We start from the raw sequence: 24,860 nt of genomic DNA on the forward strand, positions 1-24,860 counted from the left end.
TGGCGTCTAGTGGATAATCTCATCTGACAAAAAATCAACTTCGGGGTGGACAAGTTGGTTTCATCATCATATTTACTCCACGTCACGTTGTGGAATGAACCCGGGCAGGAGGCTCATTGCATGTCGCATATCGATCTCAACCGCCTTGTTGGAGCGCTTGAGCCAGACCTGCGTGTTACCCTTGAAGCTGCGGCTTCTGTTGCGGTGCGCATGGGGCACAGATACGTGGATATCCCGCATTGGCTGCTTGCGGTTGTGGACTCCGGCATCTATGCGAAAACATTCGAGGAATTAAAAATTCCACTTCCGGTATTGCAGGCTGAAATCAGCCGCAGTCTGGAGGAGTCCATCATCGGCGACGGAGAGGCATTGTCGCTCTCCCAGAACATCCTCACGGCAGCCCGGGAGGCATGGATTCTCGCATCGCTGGAGGCTGGCCGCGACCGTGTTACGCTTTGCGATCTTCTGTTGGCGATGGATGAGGAAACCTCACTTCGCTCTTTCGTCCGCTCGGCATTTCCTTCTCTCAAGGCGATGGATCGCACCGCGCTTGAGCGTCTTCGCAACTCGACTGAAAATGGCGCAGGCGTGGATGTTCCTTCCGCGCTGCCAGGCTCTGGGCAGGCAGGGACAGGACAGTCTGCAGGCCAGAATGATTTCTTGCGCCTTTACACCCAGGACATGACCGCAGATGCCCGCAATGGCAAGGTTGATCCTGTTATCGGCCGCGATGATGAGTTACGCCAGCTCGTTGATATTCTAACGCGCCGCCGACAGAACAATCCCATCCTGGTAGGTGAGGCGGGGGTTGGCAAAACGGCGGTTGCCGAGGCGCTGGCGCTGGAAATCGCGTCTGGCAACGTTCCGGAAAAGTTGCGCAATGTCCGCCTGCTGAACCTCGATATTTCGCTACTTCAGGCCGGTGCCGGCGTTAAGGGTGAGTTTGAGCGCCGCCTTCATGGCGTAATCGATGCGGTCAAACGTTCTACCGAACCGGTCATCCTGTTTATCGATGAGGCCCACGGTCTCGTTGGTGCGGGTGGTGCGGCCGGGCAGGGCGATGCGGCCAATATTCTCAAGCCCGCTCTGGCGCGGGGTGAAGTGCGCACCGTCGCGGCGACGACCTGGAGCGAATACAAGAAGTATTTCGAAAAGGATGCGGCGCTGACCCGTCGTTTCCAGCCTGTACATGTGCGCGAGCCGGATGAGACGACCGCCATACGTATGTTGCGCGGTGTCGCTGACAGCTTCGTCAGCCATCACAACGTTGTCGTTCGTGACGAGGCGGTCGTGGCCGCGGTGCAATTATCCGCACGCTACATGCCCGCGCGGCAGTTGCCGGACAAGGCCGTCAGCCTTCTCGATACGGCCGCGGCTGCCGTCTCACTGGCACGGCAGACCGAGCCGGAGCGGCTGCGCGCTATGGAAAGCGAGCGGCGCCTTCTCACCGATGAGTTGAACTGGCTTCTGCGTGAACCGCAGGATGGCGAGATTGACAGCCGTATCCAGTCGATACGGGGCGAAGTCGAAAAGCTTGAGAGTGGGATCGATGATCTGCGCAGCCGTTACGACGCGGAGATGGCTGAGCTAAGCGAAGAGCAGCCGGTTGAAGGCGATGTTTCCAATGTCTCTCCCCTGCGGCCTGCGGTTGAGGCAAAACCGGCAAATGCCGAGAGACTTGTCCCGACGGTCGTTGATCGTGAGGCGATCGCCGCCGTCGTTTCGCGATGGACCGGAATTCCACTTGGCAAACTTCTGGCGGACCAGATCGAAAGTGCCCGGACACTCGATGCGCGTATGCGGCAGCGGGTGGTGGGGCAGGATGCTGCAATTGCACGGATTGCCGATGCCATGCGCACTGCGCGGGCCGGATTATCCGATCCGCGCCGCCCGCCGGCCGTTTTTTTCCTTGTTGGCATGTCCGGAACAGGAAAGACCGAAACCGCGCTGTCGCTCGCCGATATGCTCTACGGCGGCAACAGCCATTTGACGACGATCAACATGTCGGAGTTCAAGGAAGAGCATAAGGTTTCGCTGCTTCTCGGTTCGCCGCCCGGCTATGTCGGTTTCGGCGAAGGCGGCGTGTTGACGGAAGCGGTGCGCCGTCGGCCGTTCGGCGTTCTGCTCTTGGATGAGATCGACAAGGCTCACCCCGGCGTCCAGGACATTTTCTATCAGGTGTTTGACAAGGGCGTGTTGCGTGATGGCGAAGGCCGCGACGTGGATTTCAAGAACACCACTATCTTCATGACGGCCAATACAGGCTCGGAGTTGCTCTCGGCGCTGTCGGCCGATCCCGACACGATGCCGGAAGGCGAAGCGCTGGAAGCGCTTCTGATGCCGGAGCTTACCAAACAGTTCAAGCCCGCGTTCCTCGGGCGCACGATCATTCTTCCCTTCATGCCGCTTGGTACGGAGGCGCTTGCAAGGATCGTGGATATGCAGATTGGCAAGATCAGGGAACGTGTGCTCGCAACATATGGCACCGGCCTGACCCTGTCCAATGTGGCGCGAGATGCCTTGGTGGCGCGCGCCGGTGCAAGTGAGATTGGCGCACGCGCCATTGAAATCATGATCGGCAAGGACCTCCTGCCGCCTCTTTCCAGCTTTTTCCTCGAAAAGGTAATCGCGGGAGAGCGTGTCGGGAACATTGTTGTCGATTTTGGTGAAAACGGGTTCGGCATTCGTGCCGAAGAGGCTGGGGAAGCAGATGAATTCGCCGTAACCGAAGAGGTTGGGGTGGATAAAGTTGCCGCGTCGGATGGGGCTACCCGACGCATGCGGCATTAAACGAAGGGTAACTCGGCCTCGGAGCAAGAGGTCATTTTAGCTACAGGAGCTTACAGCATGCCAATTTATCTGCAGATTGACGGTATCCAGGGCGACGCCACCCATGAAGAACATCGCAAGTGGATGGATATTGAAGCCATTCACTGGAACGTGGCCCGCAACATGAACACCTCTGCTGGTTCTGCTGCAAACCGCGAGGCATCCGAACCGACCATTTCGGAAGTCATTCTGACCAAGGTTAGCGATTCTTCTTCCACCAAGCTTTTCCAGGAAGCCTGCGCCGGCCGGACCGGCAAGCTCGCAACCATTCATCTGGTGACCACGGGTAATCCCGGCAACACCTATATCGAGTATCTGCTGACAAACACGCTTATCGCCAGCTACTCGGTGGATTCCAGCGGTGACCGTCCGGTGGAAACCGTCAAGCTCAACTTCACGAAGATGGAAGTGAAGTACACGCCGTTCGACGACAACAACTCGCCGCAGTCTCCGATGATCGCCTCCTACGATCTGGCGACGACGAAGGCTGCCTGATCGTGACGCGACCCGGTGCCGGCGTTGCCGGCACCGGAACGTTTTCAATGCAGTTTTGCAGCTCACGTCGTGATGTTTCACGTCGAGTTTGGTCTAGGTGGTTTTTTGATGCGCTCCCTATATGCGTTTTTTGTTTCCGTGCCGGTTGTTCTGGCATCTTCCGGTCTTTCGCCGGTCGGTGCGGCGGAGCGGACATGGATATTCTCTGGTGCCGAACTCAAGCAGGCCATCGAGGGTAAGCTTGCCCCGGAGGTGTCCGATCCGGAAATGCGGCGGCTGGTTTCCGTTGCAAAATCAAGCGCCTATATCGCTGGCGTGGCCGATCTGACGAGCGGATCGGACTGGTGTGGTGCAGGCGCCGTGGCGCCCCATGAACTCAACGACCGGATCTACACCTATCTCGGCGATCTTCCTGCGGAAAAACTGGATGAACAGGCAGCCACTCTCGTGCGGGAGGCGCTCAAGGTCTCCTTTCCCTGTGAGCAGAAAAGTAACTAGTGGGACGAACCATGCGCGTTAACTTTGACACTCTTTATAAGAATTATCCGAGCAGCGACCCGTCGCACCCGAACTATGTCAGCCAGCGTGATCTTTTCACGGAAATAGGCTGGGATGATTTTATCGGTAACCCGAACTATCACAATACCTGTGCCATCCGCGTTAGCATCGCTTTCGTGAAATCGGGGATCAACATCGTGCCAGCCTCGCATCGCATCCAGAAAGGTCCATATGCGGGCAAGGGCATTGAGGTGAACATGCGCCGCCTCGCAACTCTGGTGAAACGGACGAGCTATCTAGGCGAGCCCGAACCGTTTACCCCCGCGACAGCGCGTAATGGCATCGGTGCCCGTAACGGTGTTGTGGCGTTCAACAATATCCCTGGTTACACCGGAGGCGGCCATATCGATCTTGTGCGGGGTGGCTCAGAGGCCACCCAATGCGCGTCGGCCTGCTACTACAATGCGGAAACGATCTGGTTCTGGCCACTTCAGTCCAGCCGCGGGTCCTGATTAGGAGTGTTCCATGAACGACCAGTCGTCACTTTCTGATTTCGTTCAGGCAAGCCGCGTCCTCAAGGTCAAGTCGCCTTTGGGAGAGGATCAGCTTTTGCCGGAGCGTCTGACGGTCGAGGAAGGCGTATCGCAGCTCTTTGATATTCGCCTGACGGTGCGTGCCAAGAAGGAGGCGGTTAAGCCCGAGGAACTGATCGGGCGGCTGGTCGATGTTTCGCTCGAGATCAGCCAGGGCGAGGGTGAGGGCGGCGGTGTTCGCCGTCCCTTTAACGGCCTTGTAACAGAGCTCCATGAAGGTCCTCCGATCACGCGTGGATTGCGCTCTTACTCGATGACCATCCGGCCACAGATGTGGTTGCTTTCGCGGCGTTCCGATTGCCGCATCTGGATGGACAAGACGGCGGTCGATATCGTTGAGACGCTGTTTTCCGAACACGGAATTCCTGCTCCCGATACGTCAGGCATCATCTCGCCGCCGCCTGCACAGCACTACAGCGTGCAGTTTAACGAGACCGATCTGGATTATCTCACCCGCCGTTTCGAAGAGGATGGCCTGTTCTACTGGTTCAGCCACGAGGACGGTTCCCATAAGCTGCATGTTGCCGATAGCGCCAGCGGCTGGCTCGGGCCGTCTCCGGCTGCCCAGGGGGAGGGAACGGTGCGGCTGGCGCAGGGCTCGTCGGACCGCAACCACATCAATGACTGGGCACGGCGGTTCTCCTATGTCTCCGGCCAGCGGGCGGGCGCGGACTGGAATTTCGAGACGCCGGGCATGGTGCCTGGCACGATGACGCCGTCTCTGGTGCAAATGCCGGACGCGACGAAGCGCGAGCTCTACGAATATCCGGCCCGCATCAAGACGGTGGAAGAAGCGGAACGGGCGCAGAAACTGCGCACCCAGGCGATCGAGGCCGATCACGACCGGGTATTCGGATCGTCCACCTCACGCATTCTCGAACCCGGCCGTCGCTTTACGCCTTACGAGGTCGCCCATCCCGAACATGCCTATGAAGAGCATGTGATCATCAGGGCAAGCCACAGCATCGTTGATCTCTCCTATGAGACAAACAGCAACGAACCGGCATATCGCAATCACTTCGAGGCAATTCCGGCCCGCGTGCCGCTGACGCCCCATCGGTCAACAAAACGCCCGCGCATCGAAGGCACCCAGGTGGCGATCGTCGCTGGCCCGGAGGGTGAGGAAATCCACCCGGATCAGTATGGCCGCATCAAGCTGTGGTTCCCTTGGGATCGCAAGGCAAAGAAGGATGGTACGGATACGTGCTGGGTGCGGGTTGCGCAGAACTGGGCGGGCTCCACTTGGGGCGGCCAGATCATCCCGCGCATCGGCATGGAAGTGATGGTTGCATTTGTGGATGGCGATCCGGACCGGCCCCTGGTCACCGGCGTGGTGCCGAATGCGCGTCAGACAGTGCCTTATGAGCTGCCTGCCAACAAAACCAAGAGCACGTTCCGGACTAACACGCACAAAGGTTCGGGCTTCAACGAACTGACTTTCGAAGACGAGAATGGCCGCGAGGAAATTTACATTCACGCCCAGAAAGACCGCAACGAAAAAATCCGAAACAATCACAGCGAACGGATTGATAATAACTGGGTCCAGTCGGTTGGCCACAATAAGTCGATAGAGGTGCGCAACAACCACCACGAGGTTGTTGGTGGCAATATGATGGTTACAGTTGGGCCGAGCGGGATAGGAAGGGTCGTGAATTCGGTGCTGAATTCGCTTGTGAGCGGGATTGGCGACGTTGCAAAGAACCTCGGTTTTCCAGGGCTTCTCAATCCTGGCGAGGGCAATATGTCCGTCATCGTCGAGAAGAACAATACTGAGAGCGTGGGTGTGTTCAAAGCCGTCAACGTGGGGGCCGGAATGGCTACCAATGTCGGTATGTCCTACAGCGTCAACGCAGGAACACGTGTCAATCTCATGAGCAACGACACGATGTCGCTGTCTGCGCAAAACAGCGCGACCGTACATAGCGGGGGCGAATTGCACCTGACTTGCGGAAAGGCCAATGTTTTGATGCATGAGGATGGAACTGTCACGCTGAGCGGTACGAAGCTCTTTCTCGACTTTGAAGAGATCGAGATCAATGGCGAACAGCGTGTTGTCGTCAATGGCGGAAGGATAGATTTGAATTGAGAAGCAATATGACGAGAATCCTGGCCCCGGCATGTGTGATCCTTATGGCCTCCAGCTCTTTTTCCTTCGCAATTGAATGCGAAACCGATCCGGCCAAATTCGCCTTCACATCGGATACGCCATCCACCTTCAACATCGGAGAGAAGCAGGATGTTGACCGAGCCTATGCAGGGCTTGCGGCCGTTCTTGGGCCGTTAGACAGCTATACGAAAACGCGCATTTTCTATTCTAAAGGTTATGAGGACATCAGGGACTACGACTGTAGGGAAGAAAAGTGCCGAGCGATGGAGGTTCTCGAGGGGCTCCAGCAATGTGGCGCGGGCGGCATGGCCAAGAAGGACGCGTGTTATCCACTGGCGGTCGTTTACAAACAGAAGCTCTATTGCCTTCTTTATCCGGGACAGCAGAACTTCGATCCGTCGAAACCATTCGTACCCTATGTGCCATTCAAATACGGTCAGGCGGAGCAATGAGCGACAGCGCATTTCCCTATGGCAACGACCTGAAAACTCCCGACTCCTGGGCTGGATTGGCACATACCAAATCCCAGTCATGGCTGATTGGTTATGACAGTGGCGCATCTCTGATTCTTGGTGCGCACACCTTTCTGCTGTTCGGCCGGGAGAACTTGTGCGCCTGTGTCGCCTCGTTCTACGGGGCCGGCCTGTCAGCAGGTTACGGCATGTCCAATGCCGCCAAGCGCGTTGAACGCGGCGGCGGGCAGTCGATGAGGATCGGTCAGGGCGGCGGGGCTTCCGAACAACTCAAGACGATAGAGGATATGAAAACCGCAAAGGACATATCGGACATCCCGACAGCGGGAGACCAGTATGATTCCGCTGAAAAAATTTACCGTTTTCTTGCTGCGCAACAGAACGGAATGAGCGCTCTCAAACCGTTTTGTATCAACGATCTGGATTACACCATGGGGTGGGTCTCAGGGGCTTCTGTTGATGCGGCAATAGGGGTCGGGACATATTATCTTGCCGACGCCCGCAATCTTTTCAAAGGGGCGACGGCCCTCAATGTCAAGACCGAAGCCACCCTGGTTGGCGCGTCCCTGGGTTCCATGATTGGCTTTTGGCGAGTTAAAAAATGGTACTCGCTCTGGAACGAGTTGTCCCGGTCAAAACGCGAGGAATACCCATTCCAAGCCTACAACGTTCATCCATATTTCCGTGAATGGAAGTCGGAAGAATATACCTATCAAAAGCAGCTTGATCGTATCGCGGAACAGGACCGTATCATCAACTCGATCACTAGGGACATGCAGGTCAATCCCGCTAAATACGGTTTCCCTGATTCCGGCTATGCACTGCAGAGGTCGGTAGAAATGACCGAGAAATTCTATTCCGGTGCGCGTTCCCCTGACAGTAACCCGTTCATGCCTTGGGTGCCTATGGACAAGCAACATATATTCTATGAGGGGAGGTGAGGCCGGATGTTATCAAAGCCAGTGAAATTTGACGACGGATCTACGCCGGCGGGAATTTGGCTAGAGCTCCATTCCACCGAGCGCCAGTGGAAAAATACCTATGTACGCATGCTCAATGCGGGTGGCTCAAGCCGTGACATCGCGCTGAAAGCGATAAGAACCCAACATGAGCTGTTGACAAATCTATCACAATTCTCGGCCGACAGATGGAGAATGCTGTGCGATGGCCAAGGCTGGACACCGCTGGGCTGCTCCGCTCTGTCCTGGTGTCAGGGGGATGTGACCTTTTCCGAGGTCGCAGGACGCGGCAAAAGTTTGCATTGGAAGATCGACCCTGAAATCGGCAGCGATTTTGCTGCGCTTATGCTCAATCCCGCTATTGTTCCTGTAGATCTGAGTGCGCTTCTGCGCACCGAGGATGACGATTTTGCCGTTGCTCTTGCCTTGGCCTCGAAGCCCGAATGGCTCCCTGGATCGTTTGTCCCGCCGCAGGGAGCACGGCTTGGGTTACTGACACGCGCCATGCTTCAGGCGCGCTGAAAAGGGGATATAGCCGATGCCCAAAGCTCATCGCCGTGCCGATATAGGTTCATCCCATTCCTGCCATTTTCCACCCACACCGGCGACCGGGGGTAGTAATAATGTCTATGTGAATGGTCGGCCGCTGATGCGCGTCGGGGATGCCTATTTGCCGCATGGCTGCCCGTCTTGCCCGAAGCCCTCACATCCGCGGGCTCTGGCGGCTGGAGCATCCACCGTCTTCATCAACGGCAAGCGGGCCGGTCGAGTAGGCGATGCGATTGACTGTGGCGGCAATGCGCAAACCGGTTCGACCGACGTCTACATCGGCGACCGTGAGCCAAAGGGCGGCAGTGATGCAACCTCCTGCCAGGCAAGCATGGCCGCGCGGTCCGTTCCAACGGTTCGAGGATAAGATGCAGAGCCAGCTTAACGGCGGAGCGGAGGTGCCAGCGGTCGGTCAGGTTTATCTGAAACGCCTCTCCCGGATTGCGGACAGTTGCGACAGGCGAATCTATGCGGTGCTGGACGGAGCTCTCTTCGGTAACCTAACAGCGGATCTTTCGGCGGCTGGTTTGTGCCACAGGCCGCTCTATCGGTCGGCGGGTTCCAATTCGGCAATTGTGCTCGGCGGGCCGTGGCTCGTTTCACTTAGTCTTTCGCCGCCGGCCTCAAGTGCGCCGGATAGCTTGGTCGAGACGGCGGAGCCAAGCGACGAGGAACTGCAGGCGCTGGCAGCGAAACTGTCGAATGACATGGCGAAAGCAGTCGCCAATGGTGATGAAAGTGGCGGCGGCTTGATGCCAGCCGACGAGATCGATTTGCCTGGGCGGGTAAAGAGCAGAATAGAGGCCCTGCTCAAGCTTATCGCAGACAGGCCGGCTGTGGTATTCTGGGTCGGTGATCGCGGCCTTTCTGAGGAAACAATCTACAGGCATCTTCGTGGTATTAACCGCATCTTTCTGCCGCTTGAGCGAGACGCGCTCGCGGGATTGAGCGGTTCGGTTTCTGGAGAAGCCGGTGATATCTCCTTGGCGGCCGGCGATGCGCAAGAAGGGGCATCGTTCGCCCTTGATCTTGAAGAGGCGCGGGGTCGTAGCGAAATTGTTGTTTTCCGCCATGCCGACCCGAATGTCATGATGCAGGTGTTGCCGGCGCTTTCGCCGGAACAGGTGGTGCGCCTTATGGGCCCGGCCGAAGAAATCTACTTCGCTCCGGCCGAGGCATGGGGTGGGAACATCAAGCGCGCTCATCGACCGGTTGATGTCGTCGCGCAGGGCGGCATGTTGCGCCTGACTCCTGAGAATATCGAGGTCATCAGTGCATCGCGAATGCTCGCCGCGCGTCGCCGCCGAGTGACGGCCTTTCAAAGGTCCGCGCCGCACTTGCTACAAGGCATGGACGAGCGCGAAGCGCTCATATTCATGGAACGATATGAAACACAGGCACGAATTTACGGATTGAAAACCGAGCGCGGATTCTTTCAGTGGACCTACCTTATGAGCGCAAGCAACGGGCGCTTCATCGAAGCACCTGATATTCGCCAGAACCTCAGAGGCCGCAATCCTGACGCTCGGCTGGATGAAATGATGCGGCTGATGGCGAATGCGGCGAAAGAACGGGGGGGTGCATGACTGCCGTGGCTGCTGCTGGCGGGGAGGTTCTGCTTGGCCGTGCGGCTGCAGGCGTGGCAACGAGGCTCGGTGCCCGCGCCGCGCTCGGTTTTCTTGGGCCAGTTGGTGCAGCAATCGGCCTCGCCATGCTGGCCTATGAAGGTTACGAACTCTACAAAATGTACAATGAGAGCCATTCTGAACCCGCCGATGGCGAGGCGGGAAGCTGCACTGGGAACTGCGATTCGGCAAAGGCGGAAGAACAGAAGAAGCGGCAAGAGGAACTGGAGGATGAAGCGGGCGTCAGTCAACAGACAAAGGGTAAGACAAAACACGGCGAAAAGGATGGCGGTATGGCGGAAGCTGAACGCGACTTCGATTCCTTGAAACCGGGCAAGGAGAAAGGTATCGAAACACAATACGGGCCGGGCCGCACGGGGGAACTGGAAGACGGCAGCAAGGTTACCGTCCGTCCGGGAAGCTCTGACGGTCGTCCGACGTTGCAAATACGTAGGCCAAACGGTCGTCAGACCGAGATACGCTATAATGACGGACCTGGGGTTTAATTATGGACTTCATTGGAAAAGACTGCACGCTGGATCATCAGGCCATTCGAAACAGAAATTTCGCGGCGAGGATTTACCCCGAATTTCCAAGCGAGGAGGAAATCGCTCTCGTCGCCGCGCGTATCGGTAGTAACGAGATTGATTTCGCTGCTTACGAGTTCGGTCAGCCTCCGCGCCATTTTGCACCGCAACCGGTCGGGTTGGTGCTTGATGCACTGTTTGAAAATTCGCCCTATGGCCTTCTGATCCATTTTTCAGCTCATGATCTCTGGATCTGGGCGCCGGAGGATCACGAATACCTCGTTGTCTTTGGTGATACCAATCTGGTCAAGGCGATAGAACGAAGTGACATATTCTCATTCAGCTTTGCTGATTATCTGGGCAGTGGTGTTTTGTCGCAAGCGACGGTCACACATCTTCGCGGCGTAGCATCGAACTATACGATCGGGTAATGGCGGACGACCCCACTGAGGACTGATCACGAGTGTGCGGGAAGGGTCTGGGAATGTATTCGCTGGCCGGCACCTAGGTCGTCTACACGAAGAGCGGAACGAATGCGATCGCGAAGGTCAACGATTTGGACCTCGAGTTCAGCGTTTAAGCGCATCTTGCGGATTTGCGCAGCCAGAAGAGGCATTTGTATCCGCTTAACGTCGAGGTGGCTTTGAACAGCCCGCATGGCCACACGCAATCGCAGCGCTATACGCAGGCACGTCAAATTTAAACCTCGGCCTAAACCGAATGACTAAGATTGCCATTGCCTCCGACCGCTTGCCGAACAAAATCGCATTGTCTTGGCACCGGTGAGGTGCTGCAGGGGGCTTGCCGAAACAGTCTGGTCGACGAGCAATGCCAAGGGCAACCTAAGCCTGGCGTTTCAGTTAAAGCAAAGAGACTACCATCATAGCCCAAACAAAGACGAGCATCGCGATGCAGGCTGGGCGGAACAGATAAAATCGCTGCCAGTTCGTGAGGCGGAGGTCGTTGTAGTGCATGGATCTGTCAAGTTTGACGTGATCCATGTTGCTGTCGACAGAAAAATCACCACCATTCTTCTTGTAGAAATTATACTCCCGAACCTGCGCGATAATCTGCTGCACAGCCAGAAGGCCAACCGCGATAAGAGCCGCAGAAAAAATGACGATCTCAAGTATCAGCAAGCGTTTCTCCTGTGCGATCGGTTGAAACGGCGACGTATCCGGGTTTGGATCAAATCGTGGGAGACGAAGTGTCAAATCGCTTCAATGGATGCAGTTGTTGTTTAAAACTACGCAATGTCGATTTTTTCGTCCAGTATCTGATAATGGTGTTGCGCGGTATTTCGGAGAGGTGAGAGATGGAAGTCCGCAAGCTCGATGCGGACACAGGGATAAACTGTCATGTGACGTCCTACATGACGGCATCAGATAGTGCCGGAAGAAAGTTGCTCAGGTGGCTGTAGAGAAAGGCAAGCAGACTGTAGATCCTTCTCGGAAGGCACTTGCACCGAGGCTGTATGCGATCCTGGCACGGTCAGCGAGAACAGGTGTCATATTTCGGCGCGGCCCGAGCCGGCTGGTGCAGCTCATTCGCTGGGACTTGCGCACCGACACTTTTGAACATGGTCAATGGTTGAAGGGACGGGTCTACGAGAGACGCTGCGATCTTTCTCCGTCCGGAGAACTTCTGGTCTACTTCGCGGCCACAAATCGCCCGCCCTACGCGAGCTGGACGGCCATATCGAAGCCGCCATTCTTCACCGCACTGACGCTTTGGCCAAAAGGAGACGCGTGGGGAGGAGGCGGTGTTTTCGAGGACGAGAACAAACTGCTTCTCAACCATCCGTTTGACGATAACCGCGTCTCGTTCGCTCCAGGTTTTCGATTGAAGCGAGGCATGCAAGTGGACCCGTGCGGTATATTGTCGGGACGTGGAGAGGACGAGCCCATCAGCGGCTACATACTTGCGCGTGACGGTTGGCGTGTGATCGACGCCGGTGAGGGGCAAACCAATGGCCTGAAGGCCTCGACCTTTTACAGCTTCAACAAGCCGCGTGTCCTGCAAAAACCGGGTGCAAACGGCCGGAGCCTTCAGATGGTTCTTCATTCGATCGGTCGCAGTCAAAAGGCGTGGTACGGACTGGACTACCGCGTGTTTGACCGGGACGGAACATTGCTTGTCGACCTTCCGGAAACGGATTGGGCAGACTGGGATGGCGGCGATCTGGTGTTTGCACGCGGCGGGTGCCTCTATAGGCTGGCAAAAAGCGACTTCCGATCCGGTAATGTCATGCCTATTGAGTCTTCCTCGCGCCTGCATGACTTCAACGGCGCAGGTTTCACCGCCCTGGCACCTCCGCACGCCGCTCGTCACTACTGACGCACCCAGCCTCGGGGGAGCTTTGATATCAGGCATTACTCATCCACTTGTATCTTCGGGTCGTAACCGCCTTACGATGCCACCGGAAACGTGGAGCTGTGTGTCGCCCACCCGGACCGCGTAGAGGCCGGCTAGCTCGACTTCGCCCGGTTCAATATCCTCAATGAGCAGCAGTCCTGTATCGGTCATCGCGTAAACATGCCGTGCGTCAACTGCGAATACACGGTTGAGGAAATGCAAAATGGCTGGATCGATTCCAGGAATCTTTTTGCGATAACTGCCTCCGAACAGCATCTCGCCGTTCGCATCAATCAGAAGCTGATCGTTGACACCACGCGCTGTGGCGGGATTGACCTTGCCGGGCCGGCTGATGGGCTTCCCGCGATAAAGCAGGGTATCGCCCATCCGTGCAAAGGAAAAGCCGAGCGATTCCACCGCTGCGGGATTGTCGATGCCGCGCTTGCGCACACCTTCAACGATCAGCCCTTTTGCGTCACGAGCATAGGCGCCGCCCAAAACCTCGAAGCTCGCCATGTCGATTTTGACGACAGCAAGCTCTGGTAAAGGTGCTGTACTGTCGATGTAATAGGCCTGCTGCTTGTCTTTGAACCATGGGCCGTCGAGCTTTTCGAAGCTAGCGGGATCGGCTTTCTCAATGGGCTCCATCCCGTAATGTTCGAGGCCGGGCAAAAAGTAGCGCAGGCCGTGCCGATCCTGCCCGAACACATCAACGATGTGTCGGAAGCTGTCGTGGTCGAAATGATCGAGTGAGACCCATTCGGCTTCCTGCGGACGCTGTGGCCTAACCAGAATCCGGCGTCCATCGCTGTAATAGAGACCGCCGATCGGTACTGGCTCATTCCCCACAGACGCGCTTACCGCACGGCGTGCCTTCTCCCGGTGCCACCAGCTGTCGGCAATCTCGGGATGGTTCTCGAAATAGCCGCTCCAAGACTCAAATTCTGCCGAGACTGATTGAGGTTGCCCTGCATAGTACGGCCGCTCGCTGTCATAAGCGCGATACTGACCTGCTTCTGATGCGCAGACAAAACTCTCTCGGTCCGCGTCGGGAATCAGGCTCTTCTCCCAATAGACATGCTTCCTGTCAGCGAAATATCTGCCTTCGTCGCCGATGGAATGGAAACTGGCCGCATCCGCGCCTTCAATCGCGACCCCGTAAGCATAGACTTTGCGACTGTCCTTTGCGTAGTGACTCTCTTCGATACGGATGCCCGGTTTCTGGCCGCTTCCGTAATAATAGCTGACGATCCCGAATGTACCCGGCTCCTCGGTGGGAAGGCGCAAGTTGGTAATGTAATAACCGGCGGCCTTGTCGACACCATAACGTTGGTTCAGAACGGTGAAGCTGTCCGGATCGGCGCCGCGCGCTGAGAACCAGAAAAGCTTCGTTGGTGTCTCGCCCTGGCCGTAGACATGTCTATCGTCGCAAAACCAGCGGTCACCAAGCTGTCGAAAGGTGAAGGGGTCGACCCCGGACAACGGGACGCCCTTGCGGTCGCGGATTGGTGCGCCGTCCACATAGACCTGATGGCCATTGTGGATATAGCGGATGGTCGGGAATCGTCTTTCTCCGATGTAATGCGCGACCCAGTCGACATTGGCGAAGGGGCCGATACGAGGATTAGCTTCGACTGCCCGCCGCAAAGCCGCAAGCTCTGTGCGCATGCTGAAGGGTTCTGTTACCGGTAGGCCGATGCCGTCATTCCCCGTCAGACGCTGGAAAAGCGCCCGATCCTGTTCGGGTTCGGGAAGTCCGTCCCGCCTGAACGCGGCCGTAACCCAACTTGTATTGGCGTAATGAAGTTGGCTGTAGCGCTCTCGGAACCGTTGCCAGCGCGCGGGATCTATGTTGAGACGCTCGAATATCTGTGACGCAGCATATCCGGCCTCGGCAAAAAGAGTGGCCGCATACCAATGGGCATAGGGTAGTGGGAAAAGTTCAATCAGCTTAGTTCCGCCCAAGTCCGCTCCGATCTGTGGTGTCAATGCCAGCCGTGGTTCCAAGCCAGTTTGCCTGTCTATCTTGCGCCATTTTTTGCGGCTCAAAATACCAGAAGGAAACAGGCTTTTTTACTTTAAGAAAATACCATAGTTTAATGTTTTTTCTTCCTTTTGTGCGCTTTGGTTTTTTATCTGCGCCGTACCTTATTGCTGCGTTGTTACCGTGGCTTGTCGCACGATATCGTAGACAGTAAGAGCTGGAAGACGGGAAAAGAAGTTGCTGTTATCGGCGGCGGAGGGCCACGCTGACCAAAGGGTGAGTACATGCAGGCGCCCATTCCGCCATATGACTGTCGCATCTATATCGCCGCTGTCCTGACCTTTTTTGTCTGTCACTGAAAACCGGAAGGTGCGTGCGGGGATTCCCTGTTTTGCAAGCAGACTGTCTTCCTCACTCGATATCAGTGCGGGTGGCCGGGCATCAGGTGTCTGCCTGACAAAGTAATCCCTCACGATCGTGGCTCCGGCCATTTCCAGGTCCGGTTTTTCCTTCATGTCCTGAACGAGCAGCCATATCAGGCCAACATCTCTTCCGCCCTTGCGCCTGATCATGTGCAACTCGGCCGGCAAAGCGCCATGAAAATCGTTGATCGGTATTTCCCACTGGTCCGGGATGCGGAGTGCGATCCGCTCGTTGCCTATCCGAACAGGAACCGATTGCAGCTCCTTCCCAAAGCTTGATTCTTCTCCATTTTCCCATGAGAGGCTGTCAATGAACGCAACGGCATACTTGTCAGCCCGAACTACCAGATCATAAGCCGCGTCAGCATCCGCCGCGTTGCTGACATCTGCAATGAAATTTATGCCCAGCGCCTGCTTCCCGCGAGAGAAGCAATAGCTGATAAGGGCGCTATGTGGTTCGCCGCTCTGATCCTTGGTGCCCAGAAGCATAGCTTCTGTCAGGTCCGATGCAACTTTTGAGACGCGCGTTGTGTATCCAGCAGTGTCTGCCTGGTAAGTGCAGATCCGAAACGCTGCCGATGGCGCCTGCAGATTGTACCCGATAAAGGTCGTCTCGATCTTCGGACTGGACGAATCTGAAGTTATTTTTCCGATGACTTTCACATTACCGATTGTGCCAGGCTCCGTCGGACTCATTGGTACGGTTTCGACCGTAGCATTTGGGGAGAGCGTACCTTCAAGATTGAGGGCTGGCGCTGAGAAATCGAATTTTCTCATCACCGGTACGGCATTTTGAACGGCACTATCGTTATCCTGTGCAAAACCGGTTCCGGCGAACATCGTAACGGCGACCGAAGTTGCGACAAGCACACATGCAAAAGACCGGCATTTCTCTCCGTGTACCATCCGCTCTCCGGTCAACATCAAAAATTATAATTCTGCCTAACCGTGCAATGAAAAGTACAGCAACACAACCTCTGAGTTTAGACTGGTGAAGACTCTCATGGTAACGTCATTGGAAAAAGCGCCAGACGGCCGAAATCGTGACAGCTCTCAAAAATCTCCGAGAACAGATGTCAAGGGAATGTGATGTTCGTGTGCGCGAACATGGCGGCTATGGCGTTGTCGTTGAACCGGCCGTGGCGTCTCAAAGCTACGTGAAGGTGCAGTAAAGAATGTTTGGCGACAAGCTAAGAGATTGCACAAGAACGCTCATGACTTCGTCGTTAACGTCATCACCTGAAATAGTGACATCAATTGTGATGCTCCTATCCAGTGAATTGACGCGGCGTGCGAGTGATGTGACTGCTAGTTGATCGTCACGCGTTTGGCTCATCAAACTCGACCGGACCTCGGTTTCGCTTTCCGTGGTCGTGCGGACCTCAACCCTACGACGTTGTGACTCGACTGGGTGTTGTAGAACAAAGCGCTCGATGAGCCGAACAACTCTGGGGGAGGTTATGTTGATCAGCAAGATCAGAAGCGTTGCCTCAGCAGCCTCGAAAATTTCTCCATAACCCGCGAGGACGCCGATCGCTCCCGTAGTCCGTATTGTCGCCGACGTGCTCAACCCGCGAATGTTGAGGCCGTCGCGCATGATCAGTCCTGCGCCAAGGAAGCCTATCCCCGTCACCACCTGGCCGCCCATGCGGATATCCTCGTTAACTTCGAGGATGGCGGGCAGGGCGCAGGCCGCTGGGCTACTTGGGCTTCGTGTGACCCAATTTCGTGGGGCCCCTCTGTAGGCAGGCTGGAGTGTACCCCGTTTCGCCGGACAGCTCGGCTTGTTTGATTCAGTCCTGATGAACTGCTGAGGGAAGCCGTCTCGAGCGCTGAACGGGGATAGGTGCATCGGGACGCCTAGGAAATTTGGAAGCGCGGCGCACTTTTGGGGGGGCGATTAAAAGACGCCAATGTTGTCGTCGGCGCCTACTATCGGCTCAATCCAAGCCCCTGCGACCGGGAAAGCTGCTGTCTCAACGCGTGGTCATGGCTAAGCTCGGCATGGCGTGTACGATGCACTATGCGGGCGATTGTGTTGATATGCTCGGCCTGCTTTGCGAGCTCCGGGCGTGGCTCGAGTTCTTCGGCGAACCTGCGAGGATCGGAACTACCAAGCCGCCGCGTGAGCGCTTCGGCCACCAGCTTGGCCTCATCGAGCGCGGCTCGGCCCTCAGGTGACGAGCGAAGCTCCGCGATAAACTGGCTCCGCTTCGCGACCGGCATCTTCTCCACCTTGGCAAGGATTTCGGCACTGCGCGGCGTGAGGTCGGGCACCTCGATGACATCACGCTTTTCGCGCTGCCATTGTTCGCTCGCGCGTTCTTCGCCAAGCCGGCGCTCCCATGCCTGGGAGACATAGCCAATATGGGCAGACAGAGATCTGGCATATTGCAGCGCCTCTTTCCGCTCCCTGTTGTTCCCGAACAGACCCGTCTTGCCGCGTAGCTCCCCGAAGCGCTCTGGTTGCTCGGCTATGGCCTTTGCCATGATCTTGCCGTTGCCTTCCTTCTCGGTCATCGCGGTACGCAGTCTCGCCGCGACCTCGACCGGGTCACGGAACACGTGCCGCACCAGAGATTCGACCGTATCGAATCTCTGCTCGATGACGGACATCGCTCTTTCCCGTGCTACCTGTTCGATGCTGCGGTCGTGACGCGTGATCGCTGGCACTAGTGGAGCTGGCTTACCGGTTTCGATCAGCGATTGTTGGACTACAGTTTCTGTGGGGGCAGGGACGGCGCCGTCTTGCGACATGACCTCGGACCACCGGATGCGGCGGTATCCTTTGCTGTCCTCTATTCGGTCGTCGCGCCGACCGTCATCGATTGTTCGGGCAAACTGATTGCGAGGATCTTCGCGGTGAACAGGACCGGCCAGATCGCCGGCACGTTCCTCGTAAACCTGCTGACGCTCTGATGGCCGGTCCTGCTGCTCCCGTTGCAGATGGGCCGCACGGGACAAGACCTCTTGACGCTCATCTTTGGCGGAAGCAAGTTCGATCTCGCTTCTGACACAAAACTCTTGCCCGATCCCTTGGCCGTTTACGATCCATCTATCGCTTGCGATCCCGCGCCGCTCGGCAAAGTCGCTGATGTAATCCAGCGTGGTTTCCTTCGCGCCGGAACGCGACAGGCGGCTTGTCAGCTGCTGGTACGCCAACGCGTCACCCTTGACGACACGCCACGTATTGCGCTCGGCCTTTGTGCCGTCCGGAAGCGTGACAGGCGTGGCGCCTTCATGCTGGAGCAAAATCCTGTCCCCTATCTTTGGCGATGCATCTCGCATGGCCCGCTTGAGATCGACGCCCCACACTGTGCGCCGCTCGCCCTTGTCATTCTCCAGCGTCACAAAGTAGTTTTCTCGCGCCTCGCGGTTATGCCCGTAGGGCGCAATACCGTGATCAACCAGCCGGCCCGCACTGGCGAACTCCTGGATGTCGGCATAGAGCTGCACGCTGTCGCGGTGCCTTGTCATGGCAACATAGGTCAGATGCCGGTCCATGGTGCCGGACGCCAGCACAAAGGCGCGATCGACCGTCGCCCCCTGGTTTTTATGGATCGTCGTCGCATAGCCGTGGTCGATCGCCTGATAGCTGTCCGTGGGAACGCTGACACTGTCGCCACCTCGACCATCGAGCCGGGCGATGATCTTGTTCGGCTCCACATGCTCGACCGTGCCAAGCATGCCGTTTTTCACGCGGAGGTCGCGGTTGTTTTCGAGGAAGATGATCCGGTCACCGGCGGCGAAGGCGCGTTTGCCGTTATTGGTCTGGAACACGCGTTCTCCAACATCCTCACCACCTACTCCGTCCTCACCATTCCCACGGTCTCCACGGTCCGCACCGTCGCTCAGCCTGTGTCTGGCCTCCGGCCTTTGTCTGTTTTGAAGTTCAGAGCGGATGGCGGCATTGAGGGCTCGCACATCGGCGCGGCGATGCGCCATGGCAACCCGGGTGCCGTGCGGATGCTCTTCGCTATCGGCAAGATAATCACGCACGATCTGCGCCATTGCAGCGTCGCGGCTTTCCGCAAAGTGGATGTCGCCGTGATCGCGGTAGGCGGCCAGCCCCTCGGCCGTCTTGTGGGTCGCAAAGGCAACCGACGCCTGTCTCTGCCAATCATGGCGCTGGCGGCGAATATTTGAAAGTTCGACATGGCCGATCTGCTCGGCAATCGCCCTGAAGGGTGCACCGGCCCCGATTGCCTGTAGCTGCTCATGGTCCCCGACAAGAACGATCTTTGCGCCGCGCTCTTCCGCTTCTCCGATGAACCGGGCAAGCTGCCGGCTCCCGACCATGCCGGCCTCGTCAATGACAAACACGTCACTGCGACCGATCAGATCCCGACCATGGTCCCAACTGTAAGACCATGACGCCAGGGTGCGGCTCGGGATGCCAGAACTTTCCTCAAGACCCTCGGCTGCCTTTCCGGACAGTGCCGCACCATGGACCTGATAGCCTTGAGCCTCCCACGCCTCGCGAGCGGCTGCCAGCATGGTGGACTTTCCAGCGCCTGCAAACCCGACCACAGCGGCGATGCGTTCTGGACCTGTAATGTGCGCAATCGCATGACGCTGTTCGCCCGACAATCCCGCTGACGGATCGCTCGCAGCCGACGGTCCGCTGGAGCTTTTGCGAAGAGCGTGATCCTGCCTCTCCATGGCTCGATCGACATGGCGAGGATCGACACCATGGGAATGCGCTTGGTGCAACCGCTCCGCCGATCGCGCCATTGCGAGTTCTAGATCGATCATCTCCCGCGTCGAATAGCGCGCATTGGACACTTCGCCTGTCTCGGCATCGATGCGCTCAGCCTGAAGTTCCACGAGCGCTGGTGATGCCATGACAGCCGCAAAGGCGTTCTGGAATGTTTGGGCGTCATCGTTGATGTAGCGATGCAAGGTTTTGGCAATGTCGTGTCGATCGAACACGCTCTTCTCATGGCTGATCAGCGACAAAACCTGTTCGGGCTTTTGGCGGATCAGCTCGGCATTTTGCCGTGCTGCCTCGTCATCCAGCCGCCCGCGCTCGACTGCCATTCCTTGCTGCTGCATCTGCGACGCATGCACGCCCATATGTTCGGTCGGCGACAACTCAAGACCGCGCTCAATATGCGAGCGATGATCGATGCGAACATCCAGGCCTTCGCGTTGAAGCTGACGGTTGGCGATGCCTTCCCATGACTGCCTGATATCGCGAAGCTGCATGTCGGTCGTCGCCATGCCATTTGCCAACAGCCGTGCGTTCTTGTGCTCAAGAACAGTCTTCTCGCCAAGGCCGGCTTTGCCAACCTGTCGCGTCGTCATCAGCACATGCGCATGGTAGTTCCTGATATCACCATGCTCGCTTGGCGAATGGATTGCAAAATCCACGGCCGCGCCATAGCGGTTTGCCAGATCCTGGGCAAAGGCACGTGCAGCCTTCAGTCGTCCCTCTGTCGAAAGCTCATGCGGAAGCGCGATTTCGAATTCGCGGGCGACGCGGGCGTCCTTTCGCTTTTCTGCAAACTCTGCAGCGTTCCACAAAGCCGAACGATCCAAAGCCCAATTGGCAGAAAGACCGTCCGGCAGCACGATCTCTTTATGCTCGACACCCTCTTTGCGGGTGAAGTCATGCACAAGGCCATCGCGATGATTGACGAGAAGAACAGCACAACGGTAGGCGGCAGATGCCACAGCGCTGCGGCCGGATGAGCGCGAGACAGGTTTGGTGCTGAGATGATAAATCGCCAAACGAAATCTCCGATACGCAAACGGGGAGACCAAACGCTCAAACGCGCCACAAGTCGTAAGTGCGCCCTTGTCTGTTTACCGGTGGCAACGCTAGCAACAACGAACAGCGATTTCGACTACTAAAAGTAGTAGTCGCCAAGTGGCAATTGCTCGTGTTTGAATAGGCATGCAAACGCATCATTCCGGGGAGGGCGATAGGCGCAGGTCGATCGCACGACTGATCAGGGACAGAGGACAAGGGACAAGCGAGCTGGAAGAGTGGAGGAAGTTATTGCAGGCGCGGCTCGGCAAACAGGAGAGGGCGCAGACAACGCGCCGGAAGATTGCGCGTGCGGGAGACAAGCATTCGATTGGCGGCTACCAAAAATCGGAGTTTCAAAGAAGTTTACAATGGACCATACAGGATACCGCCCAGAAACGGAGCAGACATGAAGACCAGCCTTGAACATTTGCCGGAACGAAAGCAACGCGAGCTTGCGCGCGTCGTCGGAATTATCCAGGAAGAGTTTGCTGATCTGGTGGAGCGCTCGAAGTCTGACGCCAAGAAAGACGGGCGGATTTTCAAAATCATTCTGTTCGGTTCTTATGCGCGCGGCACCTGGGTGGATGAGCCGCATACGTCGAAAGGCTACCGCTCGGATTTCGACATTCTCGTCATCGTCAGCAACAAGGAACTTGCCGATCCCAAATACTGGGACAAGACAACAGACCGGCTGATGTGGGACAAGGAGATCGAGACACCCGTCGGCCTTATCGTGCATGGCGCCCGCGAGATCAGCAACTTTTTGAATGATGGCCAACCCTTCTTTGTCGATCTCGCACGTGAAGGCATCGTGCTTTACGAATTCGACGATAGGCCGCTGGCTGAACCGAAACCGCTCAGACCTGCCGATGCACTAAGGGTGGCAGAGGAGCATTTTGAAAAGCAGTTCAAAAATGCAGCGGGATTTCTCGAAGGCGTCGGTTTTTACCTGAAGTCAGGATACCTCAATCTAGCAGCCTTTACGCTCCATCAGGCAGTGGAGACCGCCTACAACTGCTACCTCCTGACACTGACAAACTATTCCCCTGCGTCGCACAATCTCAAATTCCTGCGTGGACTTTCCGAAGGGCGTGATCACCGTTTGATCGACATCTGGCCGCGCGATCGTCAGCGATTTACCACATGGTACAACATCCTCAATGAGGCCTACGTCAAGGCACGCTATTCGAAGCGTTTCGAGGTTTCCGAAGAGGCGCTCACCTGGCTTCAGGAGCGGACCGGGGAACTTCATAAGCTGGTTGAGACGCTCTGCCGCGAGCACATCGAAAAGCTCGAACAGACCGCAGGACAAGCCGCAAATTCCAGCGACTGAGATTCACGGGTTAGCACAAAGTCTCCTGTGCTCAGGTGACGGCGACTACAGCCTCATGAACCATAAGGTCCAACCTACTCTCGCAATCGCTATGTCGATCTCCTCATAGAAACTGGTCTGTCTTCCAGGAGCAAAGCCGCGGTCAACAGCGGCAGTTCCGGTGCGACCGCAATCGAAAGGAACAATCGTGGCAAGGAAAACAATCGAACAGCGCCTGGCTGAACTGGATGCGCAACGTTCCGCCCTCAAGGCCCGTCTCTCGAAAACCGAGCGCAACAACGATATGCGCCGCAAGGTCCTGATCGGCTCGCTCGTTCTGCATCACCTGGAGACCGCGAATGATCAGGAGTTTAAGCAACAGCTCGATGACTGGCTGCGCCGCGAACTGCCGGGCTTTCTGACGCGCGACAATGACAAGGCGCTGTTTGACGATCTGATCGGACAAGGACTGCCGGGCACGGGAGTGGGTGGCGACAGCGGGCAGGGCGCTCCATGAACCGGTTGCGACTTTCTCGGGACGCATTCAAGAACATGATGCGAGCCGCCGCACCCTGATGAGGTGCGCAATCTGCCGGCGCACGGACAGTTGCTGTTCCTGGCCGGGCAACGACCAGTTTTCGCTGAAAAGCTTGCCTACTTTGCCGATCCGGAATTCAGGGAGATGTTCGATCCAGTCTGACGGGAAGCGTGTCCAGAAGGCGGTTGGGCAACCCGTCACACCATTGTACGCGCGGCCCTCGTGCTATCTTGACCGTAGTGGGAAGTGGATATGGCTCGGCAAGCCCCGAGAACAGGCGTCCACTGCAACGGAATATGGTACGCGGTGATCCAGCCTGTCCTGACGCGAACGCGCTCCCCATAGTGCCGAAGTGAGCGGCAGGACGGGCGTGCGTCTTGCTGTGAAGGAATAAAAGTGGAGGCGTGCTGCGTGTTTTCAACGACAACGACCATGAATGCGTCCGCTGTATCGTTGGCGCGGCCCGGATCGGGATGGGCGAAACAGGCCGGAGCTATACCGGACTGCTCTATTCACGCTTCTGTCGTTCTAGGCGAGACAGCCGATAGTTTTAGGATCGCATATGATCCATAATCGATTAGTTCAAATTTAAAGAATTACTTATTATATCTTAAATCCGGAATAACGCTATTTTGGAACCGGAGCGGTGTGTTACACATAGCGGGTTTTGGATCGATTGCGTATCTCATTTACTATGCCGTAAGCTCCCACATGAGCTGTGGGGCTCTTGGCGCTTGTGACATCCCGGGCATGACACTTTTTGGGCTGATACCTGCAAACAGGTGTTTTGACGCTTAAAATCTGGATCGACCTCCGCTCTACGAGGCGATAGCGACCTGGGACCCAATCGGAAAGGCGCACCGAACGGCTGGCGCACTGTCGTTGACGCCATGGGCGGAGGCTTACAGATTAAGCATATCCTTGAGAGCTAATTGACAAATTGAGTGAAAGTCTCGATTGATCTCCACGTTTCATGGGAACGAGCACCGTTTTTCTAGCTCAAATACTTTCCCGAATATTGGCTACTCGTATTCTATTTATTTCATCAAGCATGCCGCTTCCAGCTATCTGGAGCGGCTTTTGATAGAGGTAAGCCAATGCTCTCATTGGGAAAAATCTAATGTAGATCAATTGGCGCGGATGTTCTCACATAGTTCGCCCGTTGTTCCGCGACAGTTATGAGGCTGATAATTCGCCGGGGTGGTGCTGCAACTGCTTGCCGCTCTCGTCGCCTTCAGCCAGCAACGCAATGCGGGCTTGAGCGACGGACAGCAGGGGGCACGCTCAGTGCCCTTTGGTCTCGCTATCTTTCTTCGCCTGATCGTGATGCCACTTGATCGCATAATACATGCCTATGCCGAGCACTATGACTTGGCCGGGAAAAAGACGAGAGGAAACTAATCTACCCAAGAAGCATCAGACATTTCGAGCATTTCCATTCTGCTGTTTGGAATTGGCTATCCTCAAGGATAGCACTCACTCGAAATGTCTCGGCGATCAAGCTTGCACTCTTGGCGCGGCCCAACCACCGCCGTAGTAAGCTCTATTCGACAATTTGAGCAGGCGTAAGACTCTGTATGGTGAAAGCGGACTACTAAAAATGCCATCGTAATTCTGGAAATATCTGTCCAGACGGCGTCGACGCCGCCAAAGTGTTGATTATTTTACGGAATTTTGGCGCCCGTTTTTTTTTCAAGGATTTTCTTTTTTTGCCCATTGACGTAAGCGCAAGCTGCTCTCTATAAGTCCGCTCACTGAACGAGGGCGGCGGCGCTGCTGGCGACGAAGTCTTTCGTTCTAAAGAAATCATGTTGATGAGCTGACTGCTTGTTGTTTTCC

At 56.5% G+C, this 24,860-nt stretch carries 21 protein-coding genes and 1 pseudogene; 16 read left to right on the forward strand and 6 right to left on the reverse strand.

Annotation, left to right across the window (positions count from 1 at the left end; translation table 11 throughout):
- Positions 1-120: 120 nt before the first annotated feature.
- The 12 genes from tssH to ACQZ6D_RS23305 all read left to right on the forward strand — a co-directional run bounded on the left by tssH (position 121) and on the right by ACQZ6D_RS23305 (position 11,086).
- Positions 121-2,790 carry a type VI secretion system ATPase TssH gene (tssH, locus tag ACQZ6D_RS23250; RefSeq protein WP_448729992.1) on the forward strand — a complete coding sequence of 890 codons (2,670 nt, stop codon included), beginning with the start codon at positions 121-123 and terminating at the stop codon, positions 2,788-2,790.
- 57 nt (positions 2,791-2,847) lie between these two features.
- On the forward strand, positions 2,848-3,324 hold the full coding sequence (locus ACQZ6D_RS23255; RefSeq protein WP_004431488.1) for an Hcp family type VI secretion system effector: 477 nt from the start codon (positions 2,848-2,850) through the stop codon (positions 3,322-3,324).
- Positions 3,325-3,432: 108 nt separating this feature from the next.
- Positions 3,433-3,822, forward strand: a complete 390-nt coding sequence (locus tag ACQZ6D_RS23260) for a Rap1a/Tai family immunity protein (protein WP_013760986.1) — start codon at positions 3,433-3,435, stop codon at positions 3,820-3,822.
- A gap of 11 nt (positions 3,823-3,833) precedes the next feature.
- Positions 3,834-4,334 (forward strand): type VI secretion system amidase effector protein Tae4, encoded by a 501-nt coding sequence (locus ACQZ6D_RS23265; protein WP_448729991.1) that lies wholly within the window; start codon positions 3,834-3,836, stop codon positions 4,332-4,334.
- Between the two features lie 13 nt (positions 4,335-4,347).
- Positions 4,348-6,501: a type VI secretion system tip protein TssI/VgrG gene (tssI, locus tag ACQZ6D_RS23270; RefSeq protein WP_448729990.1), complete on the forward strand. Its 2,154-nt coding sequence runs from the start codon at positions 4,348-4,350 to the stop codon at positions 6,499-6,501.
- 8 nt (positions 6,502-6,509) lie between these two features.
- A complete protein-coding gene (locus tag ACQZ6D_RS23275; protein ID WP_019566791.1) occupies positions 6,510-6,974 on the forward strand; it encodes a hypothetical protein in 465 nt (154 codons plus the stop codon).
- Complete coding sequence (locus ACQZ6D_RS23280; RefSeq protein ID WP_019566792.1) at positions 6,971-7,936, forward strand: hypothetical protein; 966 nt, start codon at positions 6,971-6,973, stop codon at positions 7,934-7,936. The genes ACQZ6D_RS23275 and ACQZ6D_RS23280 overlap by 4 nt, the downstream gene beginning before the upstream one ends.
- 6 nt (positions 7,937-7,942) lie before the next feature.
- Positions 7,943-8,476 carry a hypothetical protein gene (locus tag ACQZ6D_RS23285; RefSeq protein WP_013760981.1) on the forward strand — a complete coding sequence of 178 codons (534 nt, stop codon included), beginning with the start codon at positions 7,943-7,945 and terminating at the stop codon, positions 8,474-8,476.
- A 127-nt stretch (positions 8,477-8,603) separates the two neighbouring features.
- The gene (locus tag ACQZ6D_RS23290) at positions 8,604-8,870 is read left to right on the forward strand and encodes a PAAR domain-containing protein (RefSeq protein WP_020700639.1); all 267 of its coding nucleotides are present in this window, start codon (positions 8,604-8,606) and stop codon (positions 8,868-8,870) included.
- A 1-nt stretch (position 8,871) separates the two neighbouring features.
- The gene (locus ACQZ6D_RS23295; RefSeq protein WP_019566794.1) at positions 8,872-10,089 is read left to right on the forward strand and encodes a hypothetical protein; all 1,218 of its coding nucleotides are present in this window, start codon (positions 8,872-8,874) and stop codon (positions 10,087-10,089) included.
- Complete coding sequence (locus ACQZ6D_RS23300) at positions 10,086-10,634, forward strand: hypothetical protein (protein ID WP_013760978.1); 549 nt, start codon at positions 10,086-10,088, stop codon at positions 10,632-10,634. Before ACQZ6D_RS23295 ends, ACQZ6D_RS23300 begins: the two co-directional genes overlap by 4 nt.
- Positions 10,635-10,636: 2 nt before the next feature.
- The gene (locus ACQZ6D_RS23305) at positions 10,637-11,086 is read left to right on the forward strand and encodes a hypothetical protein (protein ID WP_013760977.1); all 450 of its coding nucleotides are present in this window, start codon (positions 10,637-10,639) and stop codon (positions 11,084-11,086) included.
- Between the two features lie 429 nt (positions 11,087-11,515).
- Here the strand turns inward: ACQZ6D_RS23305 and ACQZ6D_RS23310 are convergent, their stop codons facing one another.
- Positions 11,516-11,794, reverse strand: coding sequence for a hypothetical protein (locus ACQZ6D_RS23310; RefSeq protein ID WP_013760976.1), 279 nt, complete (start codon positions 11,792-11,794; stop codon positions 11,516-11,518).
- 397 nt (positions 11,795-12,191) lie between these two features.
- On the opposite strand from ACQZ6D_RS23310, the gene ACQZ6D_RS23315 reads away from it, so the two are divergent.
- Positions 12,192-12,992, forward strand: coding sequence for a hypothetical protein (locus ACQZ6D_RS23315; RefSeq protein WP_233284974.1), 801 nt, complete (start codon positions 12,192-12,194; stop codon positions 12,990-12,992).
- Between the two features lie 39 nt (positions 12,993-13,031).
- Here the strand turns inward: ACQZ6D_RS23315 and ACQZ6D_RS23320 are convergent, their stop codons facing one another.
- From ACQZ6D_RS23320 to traA, 4 genes are all read right to left on the reverse strand, one after another.
- Positions 13,032-14,975 carry a DKNYY domain-containing protein gene (locus ACQZ6D_RS23320; protein ID WP_155846281.1) on the reverse strand — a complete coding sequence of 648 codons (1,944 nt, stop codon included), beginning with the start codon at positions 14,973-14,975 and terminating at the stop codon, positions 13,032-13,034.
- Between the two features lie 183 nt (positions 14,976-15,158).
- Positions 15,159-16,322, reverse strand: coding sequence for a hypothetical protein (locus tag ACQZ6D_RS23325; protein WP_448729989.1), 1,164 nt, complete (start codon positions 16,320-16,322; stop codon positions 15,159-15,161).
- A 247-nt stretch (positions 16,323-16,569) separates the two neighbouring features.
- Positions 16,570-17,100, reverse strand: a complete 531-nt coding sequence (locus ACQZ6D_RS23330; RefSeq protein ID WP_272448198.1) for an MgtC/SapB family protein — start codon at positions 17,098-17,100, stop codon at positions 16,570-16,572.
- Between the two features lie 248 nt (positions 17,101-17,348).
- Positions 17,349-21,149 carry a Ti-type conjugative transfer relaxase TraA gene (gene traA / locus ACQZ6D_RS23335; RefSeq protein WP_448729988.1) on the reverse strand — a complete coding sequence of 1,267 codons (3,801 nt, stop codon included), beginning with the start codon at positions 21,147-21,149 and terminating at the stop codon, positions 17,349-17,351.
- 428 nt (positions 21,150-21,577) lie between these two features.
- Between traA and ACQZ6D_RS23340 the strand changes: the two genes are divergently transcribed.
- From ACQZ6D_RS23340 to ACQZ6D_RS23350, 3 genes and pseudogenes are all read left to right on the forward strand, one after another.
- On the forward strand, positions 21,578-22,504 hold the full coding sequence (locus ACQZ6D_RS23340; RefSeq protein WP_065705535.1) for a nucleotidyltransferase and HEPN domain-containing protein: 927 nt from the start codon (positions 21,578-21,580) through the stop codon (positions 22,502-22,504).
- 187 nt (positions 22,505-22,691) lie between these two features.
- Entirely contained in the window at positions 22,692-23,000 is a 309-nt protein-coding gene (locus tag ACQZ6D_RS23345; RefSeq protein ID WP_065688621.1) for an anti-sigma factor antagonist, read from the forward strand.
- A gap of 54 nt (positions 23,001-23,054) precedes the next feature.
- Positions 23,055-23,183, forward strand: a pseudogene (locus ACQZ6D_RS23350) (type IV secretory system conjugative DNA transfer family protein); the annotation flags it as partial.
- A 1,432-nt stretch (positions 23,184-24,615) separates the two neighbouring features.
- Here ACQZ6D_RS23350 and ACQZ6D_RS23355 read toward each other — a convergent pair.
- Positions 24,616-24,860, reverse strand: a 245-nt coding sequence (locus tag ACQZ6D_RS23355) for a hypothetical protein (RefSeq protein ID WP_448729987.1), incomplete at its 5' end; no start/stop codon positions are given.

The sequence above is a fragment of the Agrobacterium sp. 22-3639C2 genome, assembly GCF_053522105.1.